The following is a 15262-nucleotide window of genomic DNA, read 5'->3' on the forward strand; positions in this document are numbered from 1 at the left end:
CCAGCGACCGTAAGGGAATCGGTGTTCTGCATTGCAGAACACCGATTCCGCCATGCAGTTGACGCGACCAGCAAACAGTGCAACCATCGCGGAAAACCAACCGGCGGAATCACGCCGGCGCTTTCCATGGAGACTCCGATGAGCAGCACTGCCGGCGCAACGCCCGCACCTGGTTCCATCGCGCCGCCGGCAACCGGCGCCGCCTCGCCCGCCTTCGTTCCCCCCGCCGCACGTCTGCACCAGACCATCCAGCCCTGGGTGACCAGTCAGCCCGATGTCGTCGCACTGATGGACGCCGACCGCGCGATCCGCTATGGCGAACTCGGCGAAGCCGTCCAGCGCACCGCCGCGACGCTTGCGGGGCTCGGTGTGCGAGGCGGCGACCGGGTCGTTCTCGTCACGGAGAACAGCGTCGGCTCGGCCGTGCTGATTCTCGCGCTCAGCGCGCTCGATGCCTGGGCCATTCCGGTCAACGCACGGCTGTCCGCACGCGAAATCGCCAATATCGTCGAGCATGCCGGCGCCCGGGTGGCGCTCTATATCGACAACGCCTACTCCGAGGCGCGCGACCACGGGCTGGCGCGCGGCGCGCAGTGGGCGGAATGGCCATGGGTAGGCCGGCTGCTGGTCGGGGCGCTCGACGAGACCACGCAACCCGAGCCCGTGCACGCCGAACCGGGCGAGCAGGTCGCGGCAGTGATCTACACCACGGGCACCACCGGTGCCTCGAAGGGCGTGATGCTGACCCACGCCAACCTGATGTTCATCGGCGTGTCGAACCGCATCCAGGGCCGCGTCCAGCAAGGCGACCGCGTCTACGGCGTGCTGCCGATCTCGCACGTCTATGGACTGTCGGTGCTGCTGGTCGGGCCGCTGAGCAATGGCGCGACGGTCTACTACGAACCGCGCTTCCGGCCGGAGCGCCTGGCCCGGGCGCTGCAGGAGGAAAACCTGACCGTCCTGCATGGCGTTCCCGCCATGTACGCCAAGCTGATCGAATGGGGCCGCACGCAGCCCGGCTCGCTGCGCACGCCGGCACTGCGCATGGCGCAATCGGGCGGCGCGCCGCTGACGCCGACCCTGAAGGCCGCCTTCGAGGAGACCTTCGGCATCACGCTGCATAACGGCTATGGCATGACGGAGACCTCGCCGACCGTCTCGCAGACGCGCGTCGATTCGCCCCGCACCGACTGTTCGGTGGGGCCGGCCGTTCCCGGCGTGGAAGTGCGGCTGGGCAACCCGCTGCCCGATGGCAGTGGCGAGTTGCTGGTGCGCGGCCCCAACGTGATGAAGGGCTATTACCGCCGGCCCGACCTGACCGAGCAGGCCATCGACGCCGAAGGCTGGCTGCATACCGGCGACCTGGCGCGCATCGACGACGACGGCGCCATCTCCATCGTCGGCCGCTCCAAGGAGATCATCATTCACTCCGGCTTCAACGTGTACCCGGAGGAAGTCGAGCAGTCGATCAACGCCCACCCGGCGGTGGTGCAGTCGGCGGTGGTAGGCCGGGCAACCGATGGCAACGAGGAAGTGATTGCCTTCGTCGAGGTGCGCGCCGGCGCGGACTTCGACCCCGCCGAGTTGAAGACTTTTCTGCGCGAGCGGCTGTCGCCGTACAAGATCCCGGCGGAAATCCGCGTGGTGCCGCAGCTGCCGGCCGCACCGTCGGGCAAGATCCTGAAGGCGCGGTTGCGCGAGATGCTGGCCAGCGGCACGATCTGAGTCGCACCATGCCGCAGCCCGCTCGCGCGCCGGACGAGGACACTGGCGCCGCCCTCGCGCCCGAACACGACAGCAGGCCGCGCGGCCCGAAGGACGATCGGCACTTCGTCACCGCCCTTTCCCGCGGACTCGACGTGCTGGCCTGCTTCCGCAGTTTCGAGGTTGCGCTGGGCAATGCCGAACTTGCGCAGCGCTGCGGCCTGCCCAAGTCGACCGTATCTCGCCTCACCCATACGCTGACGGAACTGGGCTACCTGCGGCTGGAAGCGGAAGCGGGCAAATACCGGCTCGGCAGCTCGGCCCTGACGCTGGCTCCCGCCGCGCGCGAAGGCGCCGAGGTGCTGGCGGTGGTCCGGCCCCACATGCTGCGGCTCGCCGAGTTGTCGCAAGGCGTCGCCTCGCTGATCCTGCGCGACCGCGACCGCATGCTGATCTTCGAGAACTGGCAGTCGGAGTCGTATCTGACCCTGCGGGTCGGCGTCGGCACGCGCATCTCGGGCCTGAGCACCGCGGCCGGCCGTGCCTATCTGCACGCGCTGCCCGCTGCCGAGCAGCGCCAGGCGCTGGCCGCCTTCCGCGCCGCCGACGGCGTCTCGCCACGCGATGCCGACCAGATCCTTGCGCGCAGCGCCAGCGAGGTGCGGCAGCTGCAGTGCACTACCTCGTTCGGCGAGTGGCTTCCTCATATCAACTCGATTGCCGCGGCCTTCCTGCCCGGAAAGAACCTGCCGCCGATGACCCTGAGCTGCAGCGGGCCCAACGCGGTGGTACCGCCGGCGCATCTGCTGGACAACGTTCGACCGGCACTGATCGAGAGCATCGCGACGATCGAGCGGGAACTGGGGGTCTGAGGTCCCGGGCACCACGCCGCTGCCAGGACTGTTTCTGCTGTAGGGCATCGGCGGACAGTCGCCCGTTCGGATCGGGCGCACGATAGAGAGCGTGACAACCGATACGCATGGGTTGCTGCAGCCTTTCCAGTTCGCCCATGCCCCCCCATGGCGTGCAACGCGTGACAGACCCACTTCTCCTCTCGGTTCGCCCCGCCGAAAGCGTCTCGACGCCTCGCGCTTACCAATGCGTGTGCGGGCGCCGGGTGTTCTTCGGCAATAGCCGCTGCCTCGCCTGCCAGACACCGCTGGGCTACGTGCCGTCCCGCTGCATGCTGTATCCGCTACGGCCGGCCGAGGAGCCGGACACCTGGCGCGTCGCCGGCGAAGAACCGAACGGTCCGGTGTACCGCCGCTGCGGCAACTTCACCATGGCGGCGGCCTGCAACTGGATGCTGGAACCCGACGACTGCAGGCCCGGCTCCACGCTGTGCAAGGCCTGCCGGCTGAACCGCACCATTCCCTATCTCGGCGACAGCCGCAACGCCGAGCTGTGGCTGAAGATGGAACGCGCCAAGCGGCGCGTGGTTTCGCAACTGATCGGGCTCGGTCTGCCGGTCGCATCGAAGGTGTCGGAGGATCCCGAACGCGGCCTTGCCTATGATTTCCTGCGCAGCCAGCCGGGCGAACCCCGGGTGCTGACCGGGCACGCCAACGGGATCATCACGATCAACCTCGAGGAAGCCGACGACGCCATCCGGGAACGGACACGCGTGCTGATGGGCGAACCCTACCGGACCCTGCTGGGGCATTTCCGTCATGAAGTGGGTCACTATTACTGGAGCCGGCTGATCGACGGCACCGAATGGCTGCCGGCCTGCCGTGAAGTGTTCGGCGACGAGCGCCAGGATTACGCGGCGGCCCTGAAGCTGAATTACGATCAGGGTCCGCCAGCGGATTGGCGGCGCCGCTTCGTCAGTGCCTACGCCAGCATTCATCCCTGGGAGGACTGGGCAGAGACCTGGTCACATTACCTGCATCTGCGCGACACCCTCGACACCGCGGAAAGCTACGGCATCGAACCGATGCAGATGGACGACGAGCCGGAACCCTTCGTTGCGGCGGACCTCTGGCGTGCCGATGCGCCCAATGGCCCGGCCTTTCTCGAGATGCTGCACCGGTGGATCCTGATCACCGGCATCATGAACGAAATGTCGCGCGCGATGGGCCAGCACGACTTCTATCCGTTCGTACTGCCGCGGGCCGCCGTCGCCAAGCTGCACTTCATACATTGCGCGGTGTCCCGACTGCCACGCCCCGCGCTCCCTGCGGAGGAGACCGCATGACCGAGGACCCCGCCACGGTTCGAGTGCAGCTGGAGGTCGATCTCGCCTATGCCGTCGAGCCCCCGGGTGCCGACTTCATCTTCAATATCCACCCGGCGCGCACCCCGCGCCAGGCGGTTTCCGACGAGCGGCTGATCCTGAACCAGCCCATCGAGGCCAGCGTCGAGACGGACCCGCACACCGGCAATCGCTATATGCGGCTGCGAGGAATGCCGGGCGAGTTGCGGGTGTCCTATCGCGCCACCGTCGACCTGCACCATCACCGGGCCGAGCCGGCGCAACTTGCCCAGGTGCCCATCCACATGCTGCCGCTCGGTGCGCTGGGCTACATCTACCCCAGCCGCTACTGCGAATCGGATCGGCTGCTGCGCCTGGCGATGAAGCAGTTCGGCCAAATGCCGCAGGGCTACGTGCGCGTGCAGGCGATCCGGGATTGGGTGCAAGGACAGATCGCCTACATCTCCAACACATCCGATGCGACCACCTCGGCCGTGCAGACACTGGTTGGACAGGCCGGCGTCTGCCGCGACTTCGCCCATCTGATGATTGCGCTCTGCCGCGCCGTCAATGTCCCGGCACGATTCACCACCGGTACCGACTATGGCGCCAACCCGGCTCTGGGCCCCTCCGATTTCCACGCCTATGTGGAAGCGTACGTAGGGGACGGCTGGTACATCTTCGATCCGTCCGGGACCGGAATTCCGATGGGCTTCGTTCGCATCGGCACTGGCCGCGACGCCGCCGATGTCGCGTTCGCCACCATCTTCGGCACGGTGACGCCGCTGCTGCGGCCAATCATCCGTGCGGTGGCCGTCGACGATCCGGCGGCCGGCTTTGCGATGCCTCGTCAGACGGCGCTGGGGGTGTCCACCGATAGCGGCTGCGCATAGCGGCCGCACAAGCCCCCGGCCCTCAACCGGGAGTACCGGCGACCACGCGCTGACGTTGCTCACCCAGGCCGGCGATCCCGAGCCGCATGGTGTCCCCCGGTTTGAGGAAGCGTTGCGGCCGACATCCCATGCCGACCCCCGGCGGCGTGCCGGTGGCGATCACATCCCCGGGCATCAGCGTCATGCAGCGGCTGATGTAGCTGACGAGGTGCGCGACGCCGAAGATCATCGTCCGCGTATTGCCGCTCTGCAAGCGCTCGCCATTGACCTCCAGCCACATCTCCAGCGCCTGCGGGTCGGGCACCTCGTCGGCCGTGACCAGCCATGGCCCGATGGGGCCGAAGGTGTCGAAGCCCTTGCCCTTGTCCCATTGCCCGCCGCTGCGTTCCAGCTGGAACTCCCGCTCGGAGACATCGTTGACCACGCAATAGCCCGCCACATGTGCCAGTGCGTCCGCTTCCGGCACGTTCTTGGCACGGCGTCCGATTACGACGCCCAGCTCGACCTCCCAGTCGCTCTTCACGGAGCCGGCCGGCAGCACCACCTCGTCATTGGCGCCGCAGATGCAGGTAATCGCCTTGCTGAACAGGATCGGTTCGGCGGGAATCGGCATGCCGGCCTCGGCGGCGTGATCGGAGTAGTTCAGCCCGACCGCGATGAACTTGCCGATGCCTGACACGGGTACCCCAAGCCGCGGCTGTCCACCGACTTCGGGCAGCCGGCCGGGGTCGATCGCCGCCAGCGCCGACAGGCTCTCCGGCGCCAGCAGTCGAGGCTCGATCTCGCCGACCAGCGCCGACAGATCGCGCAGTTTTCCCTCGGCATCCAGCATGCCGGGGCGTTCCGCTCCGGGAGGGCCATAGCGCAGCAGTTTCATGTCCGATTTCCTCTTTCGATTTCATCCCCTCCGGTATCGCATGCCGGACGTATATTGCCTCAAAGCGCAAATACGGCGCCACCCGCCCGGCTCCATTTCGCGGCCCGTTCCCGAACGGCTGCGTGCAAATCCGGAAGCGTTCTGATTGACCAGCAGGCAAGCTGCCGCCCTTGCATGTCCTCGCCGCGCCGGCGAGGCATTGGACAAGGGCATCACCATGAATATCTCCAATTTCTCCAGTACGCAGGCTCTTCTGGACGCCGTCACGGCGTTCGGAAAAGGTTACGCATTGACGCCGCCGGGGGAAACCACGGCTCTCAGGTCGGCCACGTCGGTCCGGCCCGATGACGTCTACCGGGTCAGGAACGTACCGGTCGCCTTCATTATCCGCCGGGAGAACGGCGACCGGAGGGAGTCCGTCACGCTGGAGCGGCTGGACTGGGCAACCATGGGTACGTTCCAGCGGCTGCTCAAGCGGTTGCTTGCGCTGGTCGGCAAGGAGGTCGCGCCCCGCTATCGGTTGTCGGCAAAGGAAATTTCCGATTTCCGCTGTGCCTTGCTCCAGAGGCCCGAGGAGCCGGCCTGGTTGCAGTGTTTGGAAAAGGCGGCGTGCAGCAGTGAGCAAGGGCCTGGTGGGCGGTCCAGCGGCGTGGAAGCGCTGGTCAACGCACTGCACAGTACGGTCAGCGCGCGCCTGCACGACATCGAAGGCCAGGTAGCGGTGTTGTCCGTCACCGATCCGGATGCCGCCCCCGTCGCCAGAACCACCATGCGCGAGTTGCTGACCTCCGATGTCTATCGCTTCCTGTTGGACCGGCGGCTGACCGCAAAGCAGACGGATGACGCAGTCCGGCAACTGGGGCTGAAGCGAGTCCGCATGCTGGCGCCCGGGCTCCACGGCCAAGGGCATCCCGCCGTGAAGCTCGCAGCGAGCCGACTGGTCGAACTGGACTGCCGGCTGGATCAACGCCCCGTCCCGGAGCCGCAGCTGGTATCGAAGCGCGAAGTCGCCATCGGCGACCTGCATGGCAACGGCCTGCTGCTTCTTCATACGCTGGTCCACGCCGGCTTTCTGCGTATCGAGGACGGACAGAAGTGGGACCAGGCGTGTGCGCAGCTGAACTCGCTCGAAGGTCTGAACCCGGACGAGAATTGGCAAGGCTTCGCCCGGTTGCTCTGCGACGCCGTGAAGCCGGTCGCCGGCACGGAGAAGCGCAAGCTCGTGCTTCTGGGCGATGTGTTCGCGGACCGCATGCATTCCGACCTGTTCATGCTGGCCATCCTGCAGGTAATGGCGCAAAATACGCTGGATTTCGACTGCATCTTCGGCAACCACGATGCCGAGTTCCTCGCCGCTTGCCAGTCCAATGCCACGCGGCCGTCGAACGAGGACTACTGCAGGCGTCCCGGCAATCGGGAGACCATGCAGAGCCTTTCCCGCACGATCGAGTACCTCAATGCGCATCCGGAGGACAGGGACCAGTTCAACCAGCTCGTGCGGGAGATCTGGCTTCCAAGGCTGAAGGTATGCGCGCTCAGCCATGATGGCACGGTCTTCTATTCCCATGCGTTTGCCAACCAGGATGTGTTGCGGGGAGTCGAGGCGATGGCTGGGGCTCGCCATTCCGCCACGCTGGCCGTACGGGTAGCCGACATCAATCGCTGGTTCGAAAACAGTGTGGCAACGAACAAGCAGACGCTGGACGACCTTTACGCCAACCAGACGCAGCGCTTCAAGCCAGTCTCGCCATTACAGGCAATGTGCAACAACGTCGGGCTGGACAACCTGGCCTATGACGGCAAGCTTGCGCATCGCATGAACTCCGCCCCGACGCTGGCGGATCCGTCCGTCGCGTACTGCGTCCACGGGCACTGCGAAGACATCGAGAATCGCCTGGCCGGGCTGCAGGCCGACTGCGACGTCCAGGGACTGGTCCGACTGCAGCAGTCGCTGGACCTGCACCTGCGTATCGAGCAAGAAGGCCGCGCCCGGGTTCGCCAGACATTGGCGGGGATCGGCGCCGATGCGAACGTTGACATCATCGACTTCGCGGCCCGCGTCGTCGCGTTCCATCTGCTGCACGGCCGGCTGCCGGAGGAGACGATGAGCGGCTTGCAGCAGGCTTTCCCCGCGGTCACGCCGACGGCCATCGCGGGTCCGCCGGCGAACGCCGAGGCAATCGCTGCCAGGGTGGAGAAAGCCTGGGCAGCAGTCGCAGGGCCCGATGCAAAGCCATGGCTGTACCGGCTGAGCGCGGACCAGCGCGCTCGCTTCCTGCTGACCTTCTGGCAGTTCTTCAGCACCGCCGGCAAGGCGTCCAGCATCGAACGCAGTACACACATTGCAACGAAACTCGCCGAGGCGATCAACAAGCGGCGGCACTTGAAAGCAGAACTGGACAAGGTGGCCTCAGAATTTGTCCGCCAGGACCGCGACAAGCCAAAGTACGACGTCCGCGGCAAACGGGAAAGCGCGGTGCGGACCTATCGAAGGCTGTTTGCACAGCGCTTTCACTCGCTGGACAGCATTCACGGCAGCCGCCCGGACCACATCGGTTTCCCCGTCAGGCTGCATGTCCTCTAAGCGCAGGGGCTGGCTCCGGACGACGGTAGTCAAGGGCAGCAAGGCATTATCATTTCGGCTCGCCAGCTTCATGGCAGCCGATCCCCATCCGGCCCGCCGTGCAGAGCCTCTGCATGACAGCCGCCCCTCCAGGAGACAGCCTTGCCCCACCTCGTCATCGAGTTTACCGAAAACGTTCGCCTCGCCTGCTCGGCGGAGGAACTGCTCGAGCAGGCCAACGCCACCCTGCTCGCCTCCGGGCAGTTCAACGAACCGGACATCAAGTCCCGTTGCATCAAGCTGGACATTTATCGGCAAGGCGTCGAGGCCGTCGAGCGCGCGTTCGTCCATGCGCGCCTGTCCATCCTCGACGGCCGCGACCTCGCCACACGAAAGGCGCTTGGCGAAGCGGTGTCGGAGGTTCTCGCCGAGGCAGTCAGGCCCGGCGGCGAGGGCAGCCAGGTACAGGTCACGGTCGAAGTGCTGGAAATGGAGCGCGCCACCTTCGCCAAGAAGATCGTCTCCCGATAGTCGGTCAACATTGGGCGCTGCGGATCGCCCGCAGCCATTGTTCAGGGTGGCTGAACAGGGCATGAAGCCAGCCACCCTTTTTCACCGACAGCGACGCTCGTAGCATCCTTGCATCGAGTCGCCGGCCACCTCCGGTCCGGCTGCCCTCGGTATCACGTGTGAGGGAAGAGCATGAATGCACCGTCGCTGCTCCGCTTCCGGGGCCGGGTGGCCGCGCCGATCATGGCGCTGGAGCCATTGGCCTATCTGGCGCTTCGCGCCATCTTCGGCGCCGTCATGATGACGCACGGCGTACCCAAGCTGCTCGGCATGCCGCACGGTTCGATGTCCGATCCGATGGCCGGCGCCACCAGGCTGATCGAAACGGTATTGCACCTTCCCTTCGCTGCGCAACTCGCCTGGCTCGTCGCGGGTCTGGAAGCCGTCGGTGGCGCGATGCTCGTCGTCGGACTGGCGACGCGCCCGGTCGCCGCGCTGATGACCGTGCAGATGGCGGCAATCTGCTTCATCCACCGGGCTCACTTCGCCTGGATCGACCGCGGCATGGAGTACCCGCTCGTGCTGCTCGGCGTTGCCTTCCTGCTTTGCGCGCGCGGCAGCGGGCCGCTCTCGCTCGATGCGCGGCTGACCGGCAAGGCGGCAGGAGTGCAGTCGTGAGGGAAAGCCGGCGCACCTTCCTCAAGTCCGGTATTGCGGCGGCGGGATCGGTTTCCGCCGGCGCCATTGCCGGCGCGGCGACCGTGGCCGCGGGCGATGTCTCCGAACGGACGGCACCCGGCAACGCCCCGCACCTGGAACACAGCGCGGCCGTGACGCTCGAAGTGAACGGTCAACCGGTCATGCTGGCGCTGGACAGCCGCACCAGCCTGCTCGACGCGCTACGCGATCATCTCGGCCTGACCGGTACCAAGAAGGGCTGCAACCACGGCCAGTGCGGCGCCTGTACCGTGCTGCTCGATGGCCGGCGGGTGCTGTCCTGCCTGACGCTGGCCGTTCAGGCCCAGGGCCGGCAGATCACCACCATCGAGGGGCTGGCGCGGCATCCAGGTGCGTTGCATCCCTTGCAGCAAGCCTTCATCGACCGCGACGCGCTGCAATGCGGCTACTGCACCCCCGGGCAGATCCTCTCCGGCATCGGCTGCATCCGGGAGGGGCACGCCGGCAGCGATGCCGCAATCCGCGAGGCGATGAGCGGAAACCTCTGCAGGTGCGGCGCCTATGCCAACATCGTCGCCGCGATCCGGGATGTCGCCCGCCGCAGTGCGAGCGATGTCGCCAACGATGTGCCCGCGACAGGAGGTTGACCGATGCAGCCCTTTCGTTACCAGCGCGCGGCCTCCGTGGCCCAGGCAATCGAGGCGTGGCGGGCCGGCGCACCGCACAGCTGCTATCTCGCCGGGGGAACCACGCTGGTGGACCTGATGCGCGCCGGCGCCGTCGCGCCGGCGTCCCTGATCGACGTCAGCGCCATTCCCGGCCTGGACGGCATCGCCGTCTCCCGCGAGGGCGAGTTGCACCTGGGCGCGATGGCAAGGATGCACGCGGTCGCGGACCATCCCGAGGTTCGCTCGCGCTACCCGGTGCTGGCCGAGTCGTTGGCGCTGGCAGCGTCCGCGCAATTGCGCAATATGGCGACCCTGGGCGGCAATCTGCTGCAGCGCACTCGCTGCGCCTACTTCCGCAGCCCCGAGTTTCCATGCAACAAGCGCGAACCGGGCACAGGCTGCAGTGCACGGGGAGGGCTGGACCGGGGACATGCCGTGCTCGGCGTGAGCGAGGCCTGCCGCGCGGTGTATCCAGGAGACCTGGCCATTGCGCTGGCGGCGCTGGACGCCTGGATCGACCTGCATGGCCCGTTGGGCAGGCGCTCGATCCGGCTTGCCGACCTGCACCGCTCGCCGGGCAAGGCCGCCCATGTGGAAACCGTGCTGGCCCCCGGCGAACTGATCGTCCGCATCCGGGTTCCCGCCGATGCGCCGGTCGGGGCGTCGGCCTATCTGAAGGTGCGGGACCGCGCATCGTTCTCGTTTGCCCTCGCTTCGGCCGCGGTGGCGTTGCGCCTGCACGATGGCCGGGTGGCCGACGTACGCATCGCGCTGGGCGGCGTTGCCACTCGTCCCTGGCGGGCGCGCGAGGCCGAGCGATGGCTCAGGGATCGGCGGCTGGAGGAAGCGTCGGCCAGGGCGGCGGCCGAGGCTGCGTTTGCCGGTGCAACCGTTGGCAGCCATAACGGCTACAAGGTGCGGCTTGGCATCGATACCGTCGTCGAGGCCCTGATGGTGGCGCGCAACCGGACCACATCATGACCATGAACCCGATTTCCGCTGCCAAGCCCGGGACAGACCGCCGCATTGGCGCGGACGCGCCTCGCGTCGACGCCCACGACAAGGTGACCGGCCGCCTGCGGTACGCGGCCGACCACACGCCGCCCCGACTGACGCATGCCTGCGTGGTCACCGCGACGATCGGCAAGGGAGTGATCCGTCGGATCGACACCGCGACGGCGGCGCGGGTACCCGGTGTGCTGCTGATCCTGACCCACGACAATATGGACCGGCTGCAGCCGGTCGGCTTCGTGCTCGCCGGCGGCCACGCCTTCCAGAGCCGCCCGCCCCTGCAATCCCGGCGCGTGGCCTACCGGGGGGAAATCGTCGCACTGGTGGTGGCCGAATCTGCCGAAGCGGCGGCGCAGGCCGCCGCCGATATTCGTGTGGATGCGCTCGCCGAACCGTTCGCGGTCAACATGGATGCCGCGCTTGCGCAGACCGTGGACCAGTCCAGCGCCATCCCGCTGCCCTTCACTGCCGACAAGGCCTTCGGCGATGCCGACCGGGCCCTCGCCGGCGTGGACGTCGTGGTGGAGCGCGAATACCGCGTGCCGGCGCAGCATCAGAACCCGATGGAACTGCTGGCGACCGTGGCGGAGTGGACCGGCGGCGAGCTCACCGTCCATGAATCGACGCAGGCGGCGGACGCCGTGCGGCATGGGCTGGCACGGCAGTTTGGCTTGGCCGCTGAACGGGTACGGGTTCTCTCCCCGTCCATCGGCGGCGGCTTCGGCCAGAAGAACTCGCTGATGCCGCACACCACGCTTGCCGCCGCCGCAGCCCGCCGCCTCGGACGACCTGTCAAGCTGGTGCTGCCGCGCGCGCAGGCGTATCACAACGCCAGCTTCCGCCCGGCATCCTTGCACCGCATCCGGCTTGGTGGCAACCGCGACGGCCGCATGGTGGCAGCCATCCACGAGAGCCGCTCGCAGACGTCGCGCTTCGACCTGATGCCGGCGCTGGGCACCGACATCACCGCGCGCATGTACGACCTGGCGCATTTTCGAGGCCACGAACGGCTGGTCAGGCTCGACACGCAGACGCCGGGTTTCATGCGCGCGCCCTACGAACTGGCGGCTTCCTTCGCGCTGGAAAGCGCAGTGGACGAACTGGCCACCCGACTGGCCATCGATCCCGTCGCGCTGCGTCTGCTCAACGATACACCGCGCGATCCGCTGACCGGCAAACCGTTCTCGTCGCGCCGGTTATCCGACTGCCTGCGGCGCGGCGCGCAGCGCTTCGGCTGGAGCCAGCGCAGCCTGCGTCCTGGCTCGATGCGCGCGGCGGACGGCAGCCTGGTCGGCTTCGGCGTCGCCGCTGGCGCCTACAAGGCCGCCACCGCCCCGGCGATGGCCCGGGTGCGCCTGCATGCCGATGGCACCGTGGACGCCGCGGTTGGCGTGCACGAGATGGGCCAGGGCGCGCGCACCGCCATTGCGGTGACCATCGCCGAGGTGCTCGGTGTCGATGCTTCGCGCGTTCGCCTGACGGTTGGCGACACCAGTGCTCCGCCTCAGCACCTGACGGCAGGCTCGTGGGGGACGGCCACGGCGGTGCCGGCCGTGCAGCAGGCGGCCCTGGCCGTGCGTGCGGCGTTGTTCGAGCTGGCACGCACCACGCCCAGTTCACCCCTGCATCGCGTACCGCCGTCCGCCATCCAGCTGGACGGCGCCGCCTTGCGCAGCGCCGGCGGGGCCACCGTGCCGATCCGCGACCTGCTCTACGACGCCCGCCAGCAATCTATCGAGCGCGAAGCGCGATGGCAGGCGCCGGGACAGCCCGCCGAGGCGATGCAACGGGCGATGCAGGGCCTGGCTGCGGCGCAGGGACCGGAGTACGCCGGCTTCGTCGCGATGTCCTATGCGGCGCAGTTCGCCGAGGTGCATGTCAATGCGAGGACTGGCCAGGTGCGCGTCGCCCGCGCGCTGGGCGTATTCGACTGCGGCCGCGTGGTCAGCAGGCGCACTGCCCGCAGCCAGGCGCTCGGTGGACTGGTCTGGGGCATCGGCGCCGCACTCGCCGAACAGAGCGAGGTCGACCCGCGCTTCGGCGGCTTCCTGAACGCGGATATCGCCGAGTACCTGGTTCCCGTCCACGCGGACATCGGCGAGCTGGAGGTCGACTTTATCGACGAAGCCGATCCCCTGCTCAATGCGGCGGGCGTCAAGGGGCTGGGCGAGGTGGTTACCGTTGGCGCCGCGGCGGCGATCGCCAACGCCCTGTATCACGCCACCGGCCATCGCTTCACCAGCCTGCCAATTCGCATCGAGGAAGTGCGGCACGCGCTGTCGCCGGTCGGGGGGACGCCGACGACCTGACCCCTCCGAAGGGGGAGCCGGAGAGGAAACGATGCATGCCCGGGACTGCTACCATTGCCCACGCATCGCCACTTCCCTTCGCGCCTGCCCCATGTCCCCCATCGCCCTCAGCGATCTCGAAGCGTTCGCCGCCGTTGCCCGTCATCGCAGCTTTCGCCAGGCGGCCCTGGAGCGCGGCGTGTCGCCGTCCCTGCTGAGCCAGACCGTCCGGCGCCTGGAAGACACCCTGGGCGTGCAGCTGCTGCACCGGACCACGCGCAGCGTGACGGTGACCGAGGCCGGGCAGATGCTGCTGTCCGGTATTCAACCGGCCTTCTCGGACATCCAGCGGACCCTGCAGGAGCTGGGGGCCATGCGGGGCCGGCCGGCCGGCCGTCTGCGCATCAACGCGCCGCTTCCGGTCGCCCATCTGCTGCTGGCGCCGCTGATCGCCGACTTCCTGCGTGCCCACCCGGAAGTCCAGCTCGAAATCACCAGCGACAACGCGATGGTCGACGTCATCGAGCAGGGCTTCGATGCCGGCGTGCGCTATGGCGACGACCTGGCGCAGGACATGGTGGCGGTGCCCCTGCCGCTGCCGCGCCGGCGGGCGGTCGTGGCCGCGCCCGCGTTGCTGGCGCGCGTGGGCACGCCGGCGACACCGCACGCGCTGCGCGACCACAACCTGATCGCGCACCGCTTTCCGCGCGGCAATCTCTATCACTGGTCCTTCTGCCGAGGCGAGGAAGAACTGACGATCGTGCCCAGCGGTTCGCTGGTGGTCAACGATCCGCTGGTCGGCCTGCAGGCGGCCATCGATGGCGTCGGCTTTGCGTGGATGTTCGAGGATTACGTGCAGCCGCACGTCGAGTCGGGTCGTCTGGTCCGGCTGTTCGACGACTGGGCGGCGCCCTTGCCCGGGCCCTCGCTCTACTTCTCCAGCCGGCGGCACGTGGCGCCGGTCCTGCGGGCCTTCATCGACTTCGTACGGTCGTGGCAACCGCCGGCCGGCCGCACCCCCGTGGCGGCAAACCTGGCAGCCCGCTCCTCGCCTGGGGAACCGGCACGGCAATAGCCGGCATCCGGCGCCGTCCAGGACAACGCCATGACGGCTTGCTCCGTCCGGAAAAAAGAAAAGGGAGCCGCGCGGGCTCCCTCTGCACTGCTCGTTTCGGCCATTGCCACCGCTGCACCAGGCAGCCGTGGCGACCGGCGTCCTTACAGGGCGGCGTCCTTCAGCTTCTTCAGCGGACGGACCTTGACCTTGACGCTGGCCGGCTTGGCCGGGAACCAGCGCTCTTCGCCGGTGAACGGATCCTTGCCGAAACGCTTCTTCTTCGCCGGCACTTGCTGGGCGGAGATCTTCAGCAGGCCAGGCATGGTGAACTCGCCGGCGCCCTTCTTGTGCAGCGCGCTGACGATGGTGTTCTCCAGATGCAGCAGCACCGTCTTGACAGCCTTCGGGTCCAGTTGCGTTTCAGCGACCAGATGCGCGACCAGGCTGGACTTGTTGAAGGTGTCCTTCAGCGGGCGCGGCGTCACCGCGGTCGCAGCAGTCTTCTTCGCAGCGGCCTTCACGGGAGTCTTGGCCGGAGCCTTGGTGGCGGCGGCCTTCCTGGCCGGAGCCTTGGTGGCAGGAGCCTTCTTGGCAGCAGTCTTGGTTGCGGTCTTCGCGGTCGGTTTCGCTTTGGTCGCCATATTCGTCGGAAAGAGTTGAACGATACGACGCCGCGAGCGCGCGCTACAGCGCGTCGATCGCGGCGGCCAACGAATCATAGCGGAAAGTGGCTTATTTGCAGGGGTTTTCGTCAGTCGCGCGCAGAAAACCCGCGTAAACCCCGGACAAAACCGTGCAGAGTGTCGCGCCGCCGCGTCG

At 67.6% G+C, this 15262-nt stretch carries 13 protein-coding genes; 11 read left to right on the plus strand and 2 right to left on the minus strand.

Going from position 1 to position 15262, the window contains the following annotated elements; translation table 11 throughout:
• Positions 1-138 precede the first annotated feature (138 nt).
• The 4 genes from K6V06_RS03080 to K6V06_RS03095 all read left to right on the plus strand — a co-directional run bounded on the left by K6V06_RS03080 (position 139) and on the right by K6V06_RS03095 (position 4791).
• A complete protein-coding gene (locus tag K6V06_RS03080; RefSeq protein WP_222240113.1) occupies positions 139-1725 on the plus strand; it encodes a class I adenylate-forming enzyme family protein in 1587 nt (528 codons plus the stop codon).
• An 8-nt stretch (positions 1726-1733) separates the two neighbouring features.
• On the plus strand, positions 1734-2576 hold the full coding sequence (locus K6V06_RS03085; RefSeq protein WP_222240114.1) for an IclR family transcriptional regulator: 843 nt from the start codon (positions 1734-1736) through the stop codon (positions 2574-2576).
• Positions 2577-2737: 161 nt separating this feature from the next.
• Positions 2738-3901: a putative zinc-binding metallopeptidase gene (locus K6V06_RS03090; RefSeq protein WP_222240115.1), complete on the plus strand. Its 1164-nt coding sequence runs from the start codon at positions 2738-2740 to the stop codon at positions 3899-3901.
• A complete protein-coding gene (locus tag K6V06_RS03095; protein ID WP_222240116.1) occupies positions 3898-4791 on the plus strand; it encodes a transglutaminase family protein in 894 nt (297 codons plus the stop codon). The genes K6V06_RS03090 and K6V06_RS03095 overlap by 4 nt, the downstream gene beginning before the upstream one ends.
• 22 nt (positions 4792-4813) lie before the next feature.
• Here the strand turns inward: K6V06_RS03095 and K6V06_RS03100 are convergent, their stop codons facing one another.
• Entirely contained in the window at positions 4814-5668 is an 855-nt protein-coding gene (locus K6V06_RS03100; protein ID WP_222240117.1) for a fumarylacetoacetate hydrolase family protein, read from the minus strand.
• Positions 5669-5885: 217 nt separating this feature from the next.
• On the opposite strand from K6V06_RS03100, the gene K6V06_RS03105 reads away from it, so the two are divergent.
• From K6V06_RS03105 to K6V06_RS03135, 7 genes are all read left to right on the plus strand, one after another.
• Entirely contained in the window at positions 5886-8252 is a 2367-nt protein-coding gene (locus tag K6V06_RS03105) for a hypothetical protein (protein ID WP_222240118.1), read from the plus strand.
• Between the two features lie 141 nt (positions 8253-8393).
• The gene (locus K6V06_RS03110) at positions 8394-8762 is read left to right on the plus strand and encodes a 5-carboxymethyl-2-hydroxymuconate Delta-isomerase (protein WP_222240119.1); all 369 of its coding nucleotides are present in this window, start codon (positions 8394-8396) and stop codon (positions 8760-8762) included.
• A 171-nt stretch (positions 8763-8933) separates the two neighbouring features.
• A complete protein-coding gene (locus tag K6V06_RS03115; protein ID WP_222240120.1) occupies positions 8934-9419 on the plus strand; it encodes a DoxX family protein in 486 nt (161 codons plus the stop codon).
• Positions 9416-10066 carry a (2Fe-2S)-binding protein gene (locus K6V06_RS03120; protein WP_222240121.1) on the plus strand — a complete coding sequence of 217 codons (651 nt, stop codon included), beginning with the start codon at positions 9416-9418 and terminating at the stop codon, positions 10064-10066. The genes K6V06_RS03115 and K6V06_RS03120 overlap by 4 nt, the downstream gene beginning before the upstream one ends.
• A 3-nt stretch (positions 10067-10069) precedes the next feature.
• The gene (locus tag K6V06_RS03125) at positions 10070-11068 is read left to right on the plus strand and encodes a xanthine dehydrogenase family protein subunit M (RefSeq protein ID WP_222240122.1); all 999 of its coding nucleotides are present in this window, start codon (positions 10070-10072) and stop codon (positions 11066-11068) included.
• Positions 11065-13407, plus strand: coding sequence for a xanthine dehydrogenase family protein molybdopterin-binding subunit (locus tag K6V06_RS03130; RefSeq protein ID WP_255581555.1), 2343 nt, complete (start codon positions 11065-11067; stop codon positions 13405-13407). The genes K6V06_RS03125 and K6V06_RS03130 overlap by 4 nt, the downstream gene beginning before the upstream one ends.
• 91 nt (positions 13408-13498) lie before the next feature.
• Entirely contained in the window at positions 13499-14461 is a 963-nt protein-coding gene (locus K6V06_RS03135) for a LysR family transcriptional regulator (RefSeq protein ID WP_222240123.1), read from the plus strand.
• A 143-nt stretch (positions 14462-14604) separates the two neighbouring features.
• Here K6V06_RS03135 and K6V06_RS03140 read toward each other — a convergent pair whose 3' ends face one another.
• Positions 14605-15084, minus strand: a complete 480-nt coding sequence (locus K6V06_RS03140; protein ID WP_222240124.1) for an HU family DNA-binding protein — start codon at positions 15082-15084, stop codon at positions 14605-14607.
• Positions 15085-15262: the final 178 nt, after the last annotated feature.

Source organism: Cupriavidus sp. AU9028, assembly GCF_019795295.1.
Lineage (GTDB): Bacteria > Pseudomonadota > Gammaproteobacteria > Burkholderiales > Burkholderiaceae > Cupriavidus.

What these genes read in the sequence shown, in the direction of transcription:
- K6V06_RS03080 (WP_222240113.1), top strand. Translation starts at nt 139, where the DNA reads ATGAGCAGCACTGCCGGCGCAACGCCCGCACCTGGTTCCATCGCGCCG.
- K6V06_RS03085 (WP_222240114.1), top strand. Translation starts at nt 1,734, where the DNA reads ATGCCGCAGCCCGCTCGCGCGCCGGACGAGGACACTGGCGCCGCCCTC.
- K6V06_RS03095 (WP_222240116.1), top strand. Translation starts at nt 3,898, where the DNA reads ATGACCGAGGACCCCGCCACGGTTCGAGTGCAGCTGGAGGTCGATCTC.
- K6V06_RS03100 (WP_222240117.1), bottom strand. Translation starts at nt 5,668, where the DNA reads ATGAAACTGCTGCGCTATGGCCCTCCCGGAGCGGAACGCCCCGGCATG.
- K6V06_RS03105 (WP_222240118.1), top strand. Translation starts at nt 5,886, where the DNA reads ATGAATATCTCCAATTTCTCCAGTACGCAGGCTCTTCTGGACGCCGTC.
- K6V06_RS03115 (WP_222240120.1), top strand. Translation starts at nt 8,934, where the DNA reads ATGAATGCACCGTCGCTGCTCCGCTTCCGGGGCCGGGTGGCCGCGCCG.
- K6V06_RS03125 (WP_222240122.1), top strand. Translation starts at nt 10,070, where the DNA reads ATGCAGCCCTTTCGTTACCAGCGCGCGGCCTCCGTGGCCCAGGCAATC.
- K6V06_RS03130 (WP_255581555.1), top strand. Translation starts at nt 11,065, where the DNA reads ATGACCATGAACCCGATTTCCGCTGCCAAGCCCGGGACAGACCGCCGC.
- K6V06_RS03135 (WP_222240123.1), top strand. Translation starts at nt 13,499, where the DNA reads ATGTCCCCCATCGCCCTCAGCGATCTCGAAGCGTTCGCCGCCGTTGCC.
- K6V06_RS03140 (WP_222240124.1), bottom strand. Translation starts at nt 15,084, where the DNA reads ATGGCGACCAAAGCGAAACCGACCGCGAAGACCGCAACCAAGACTGCT.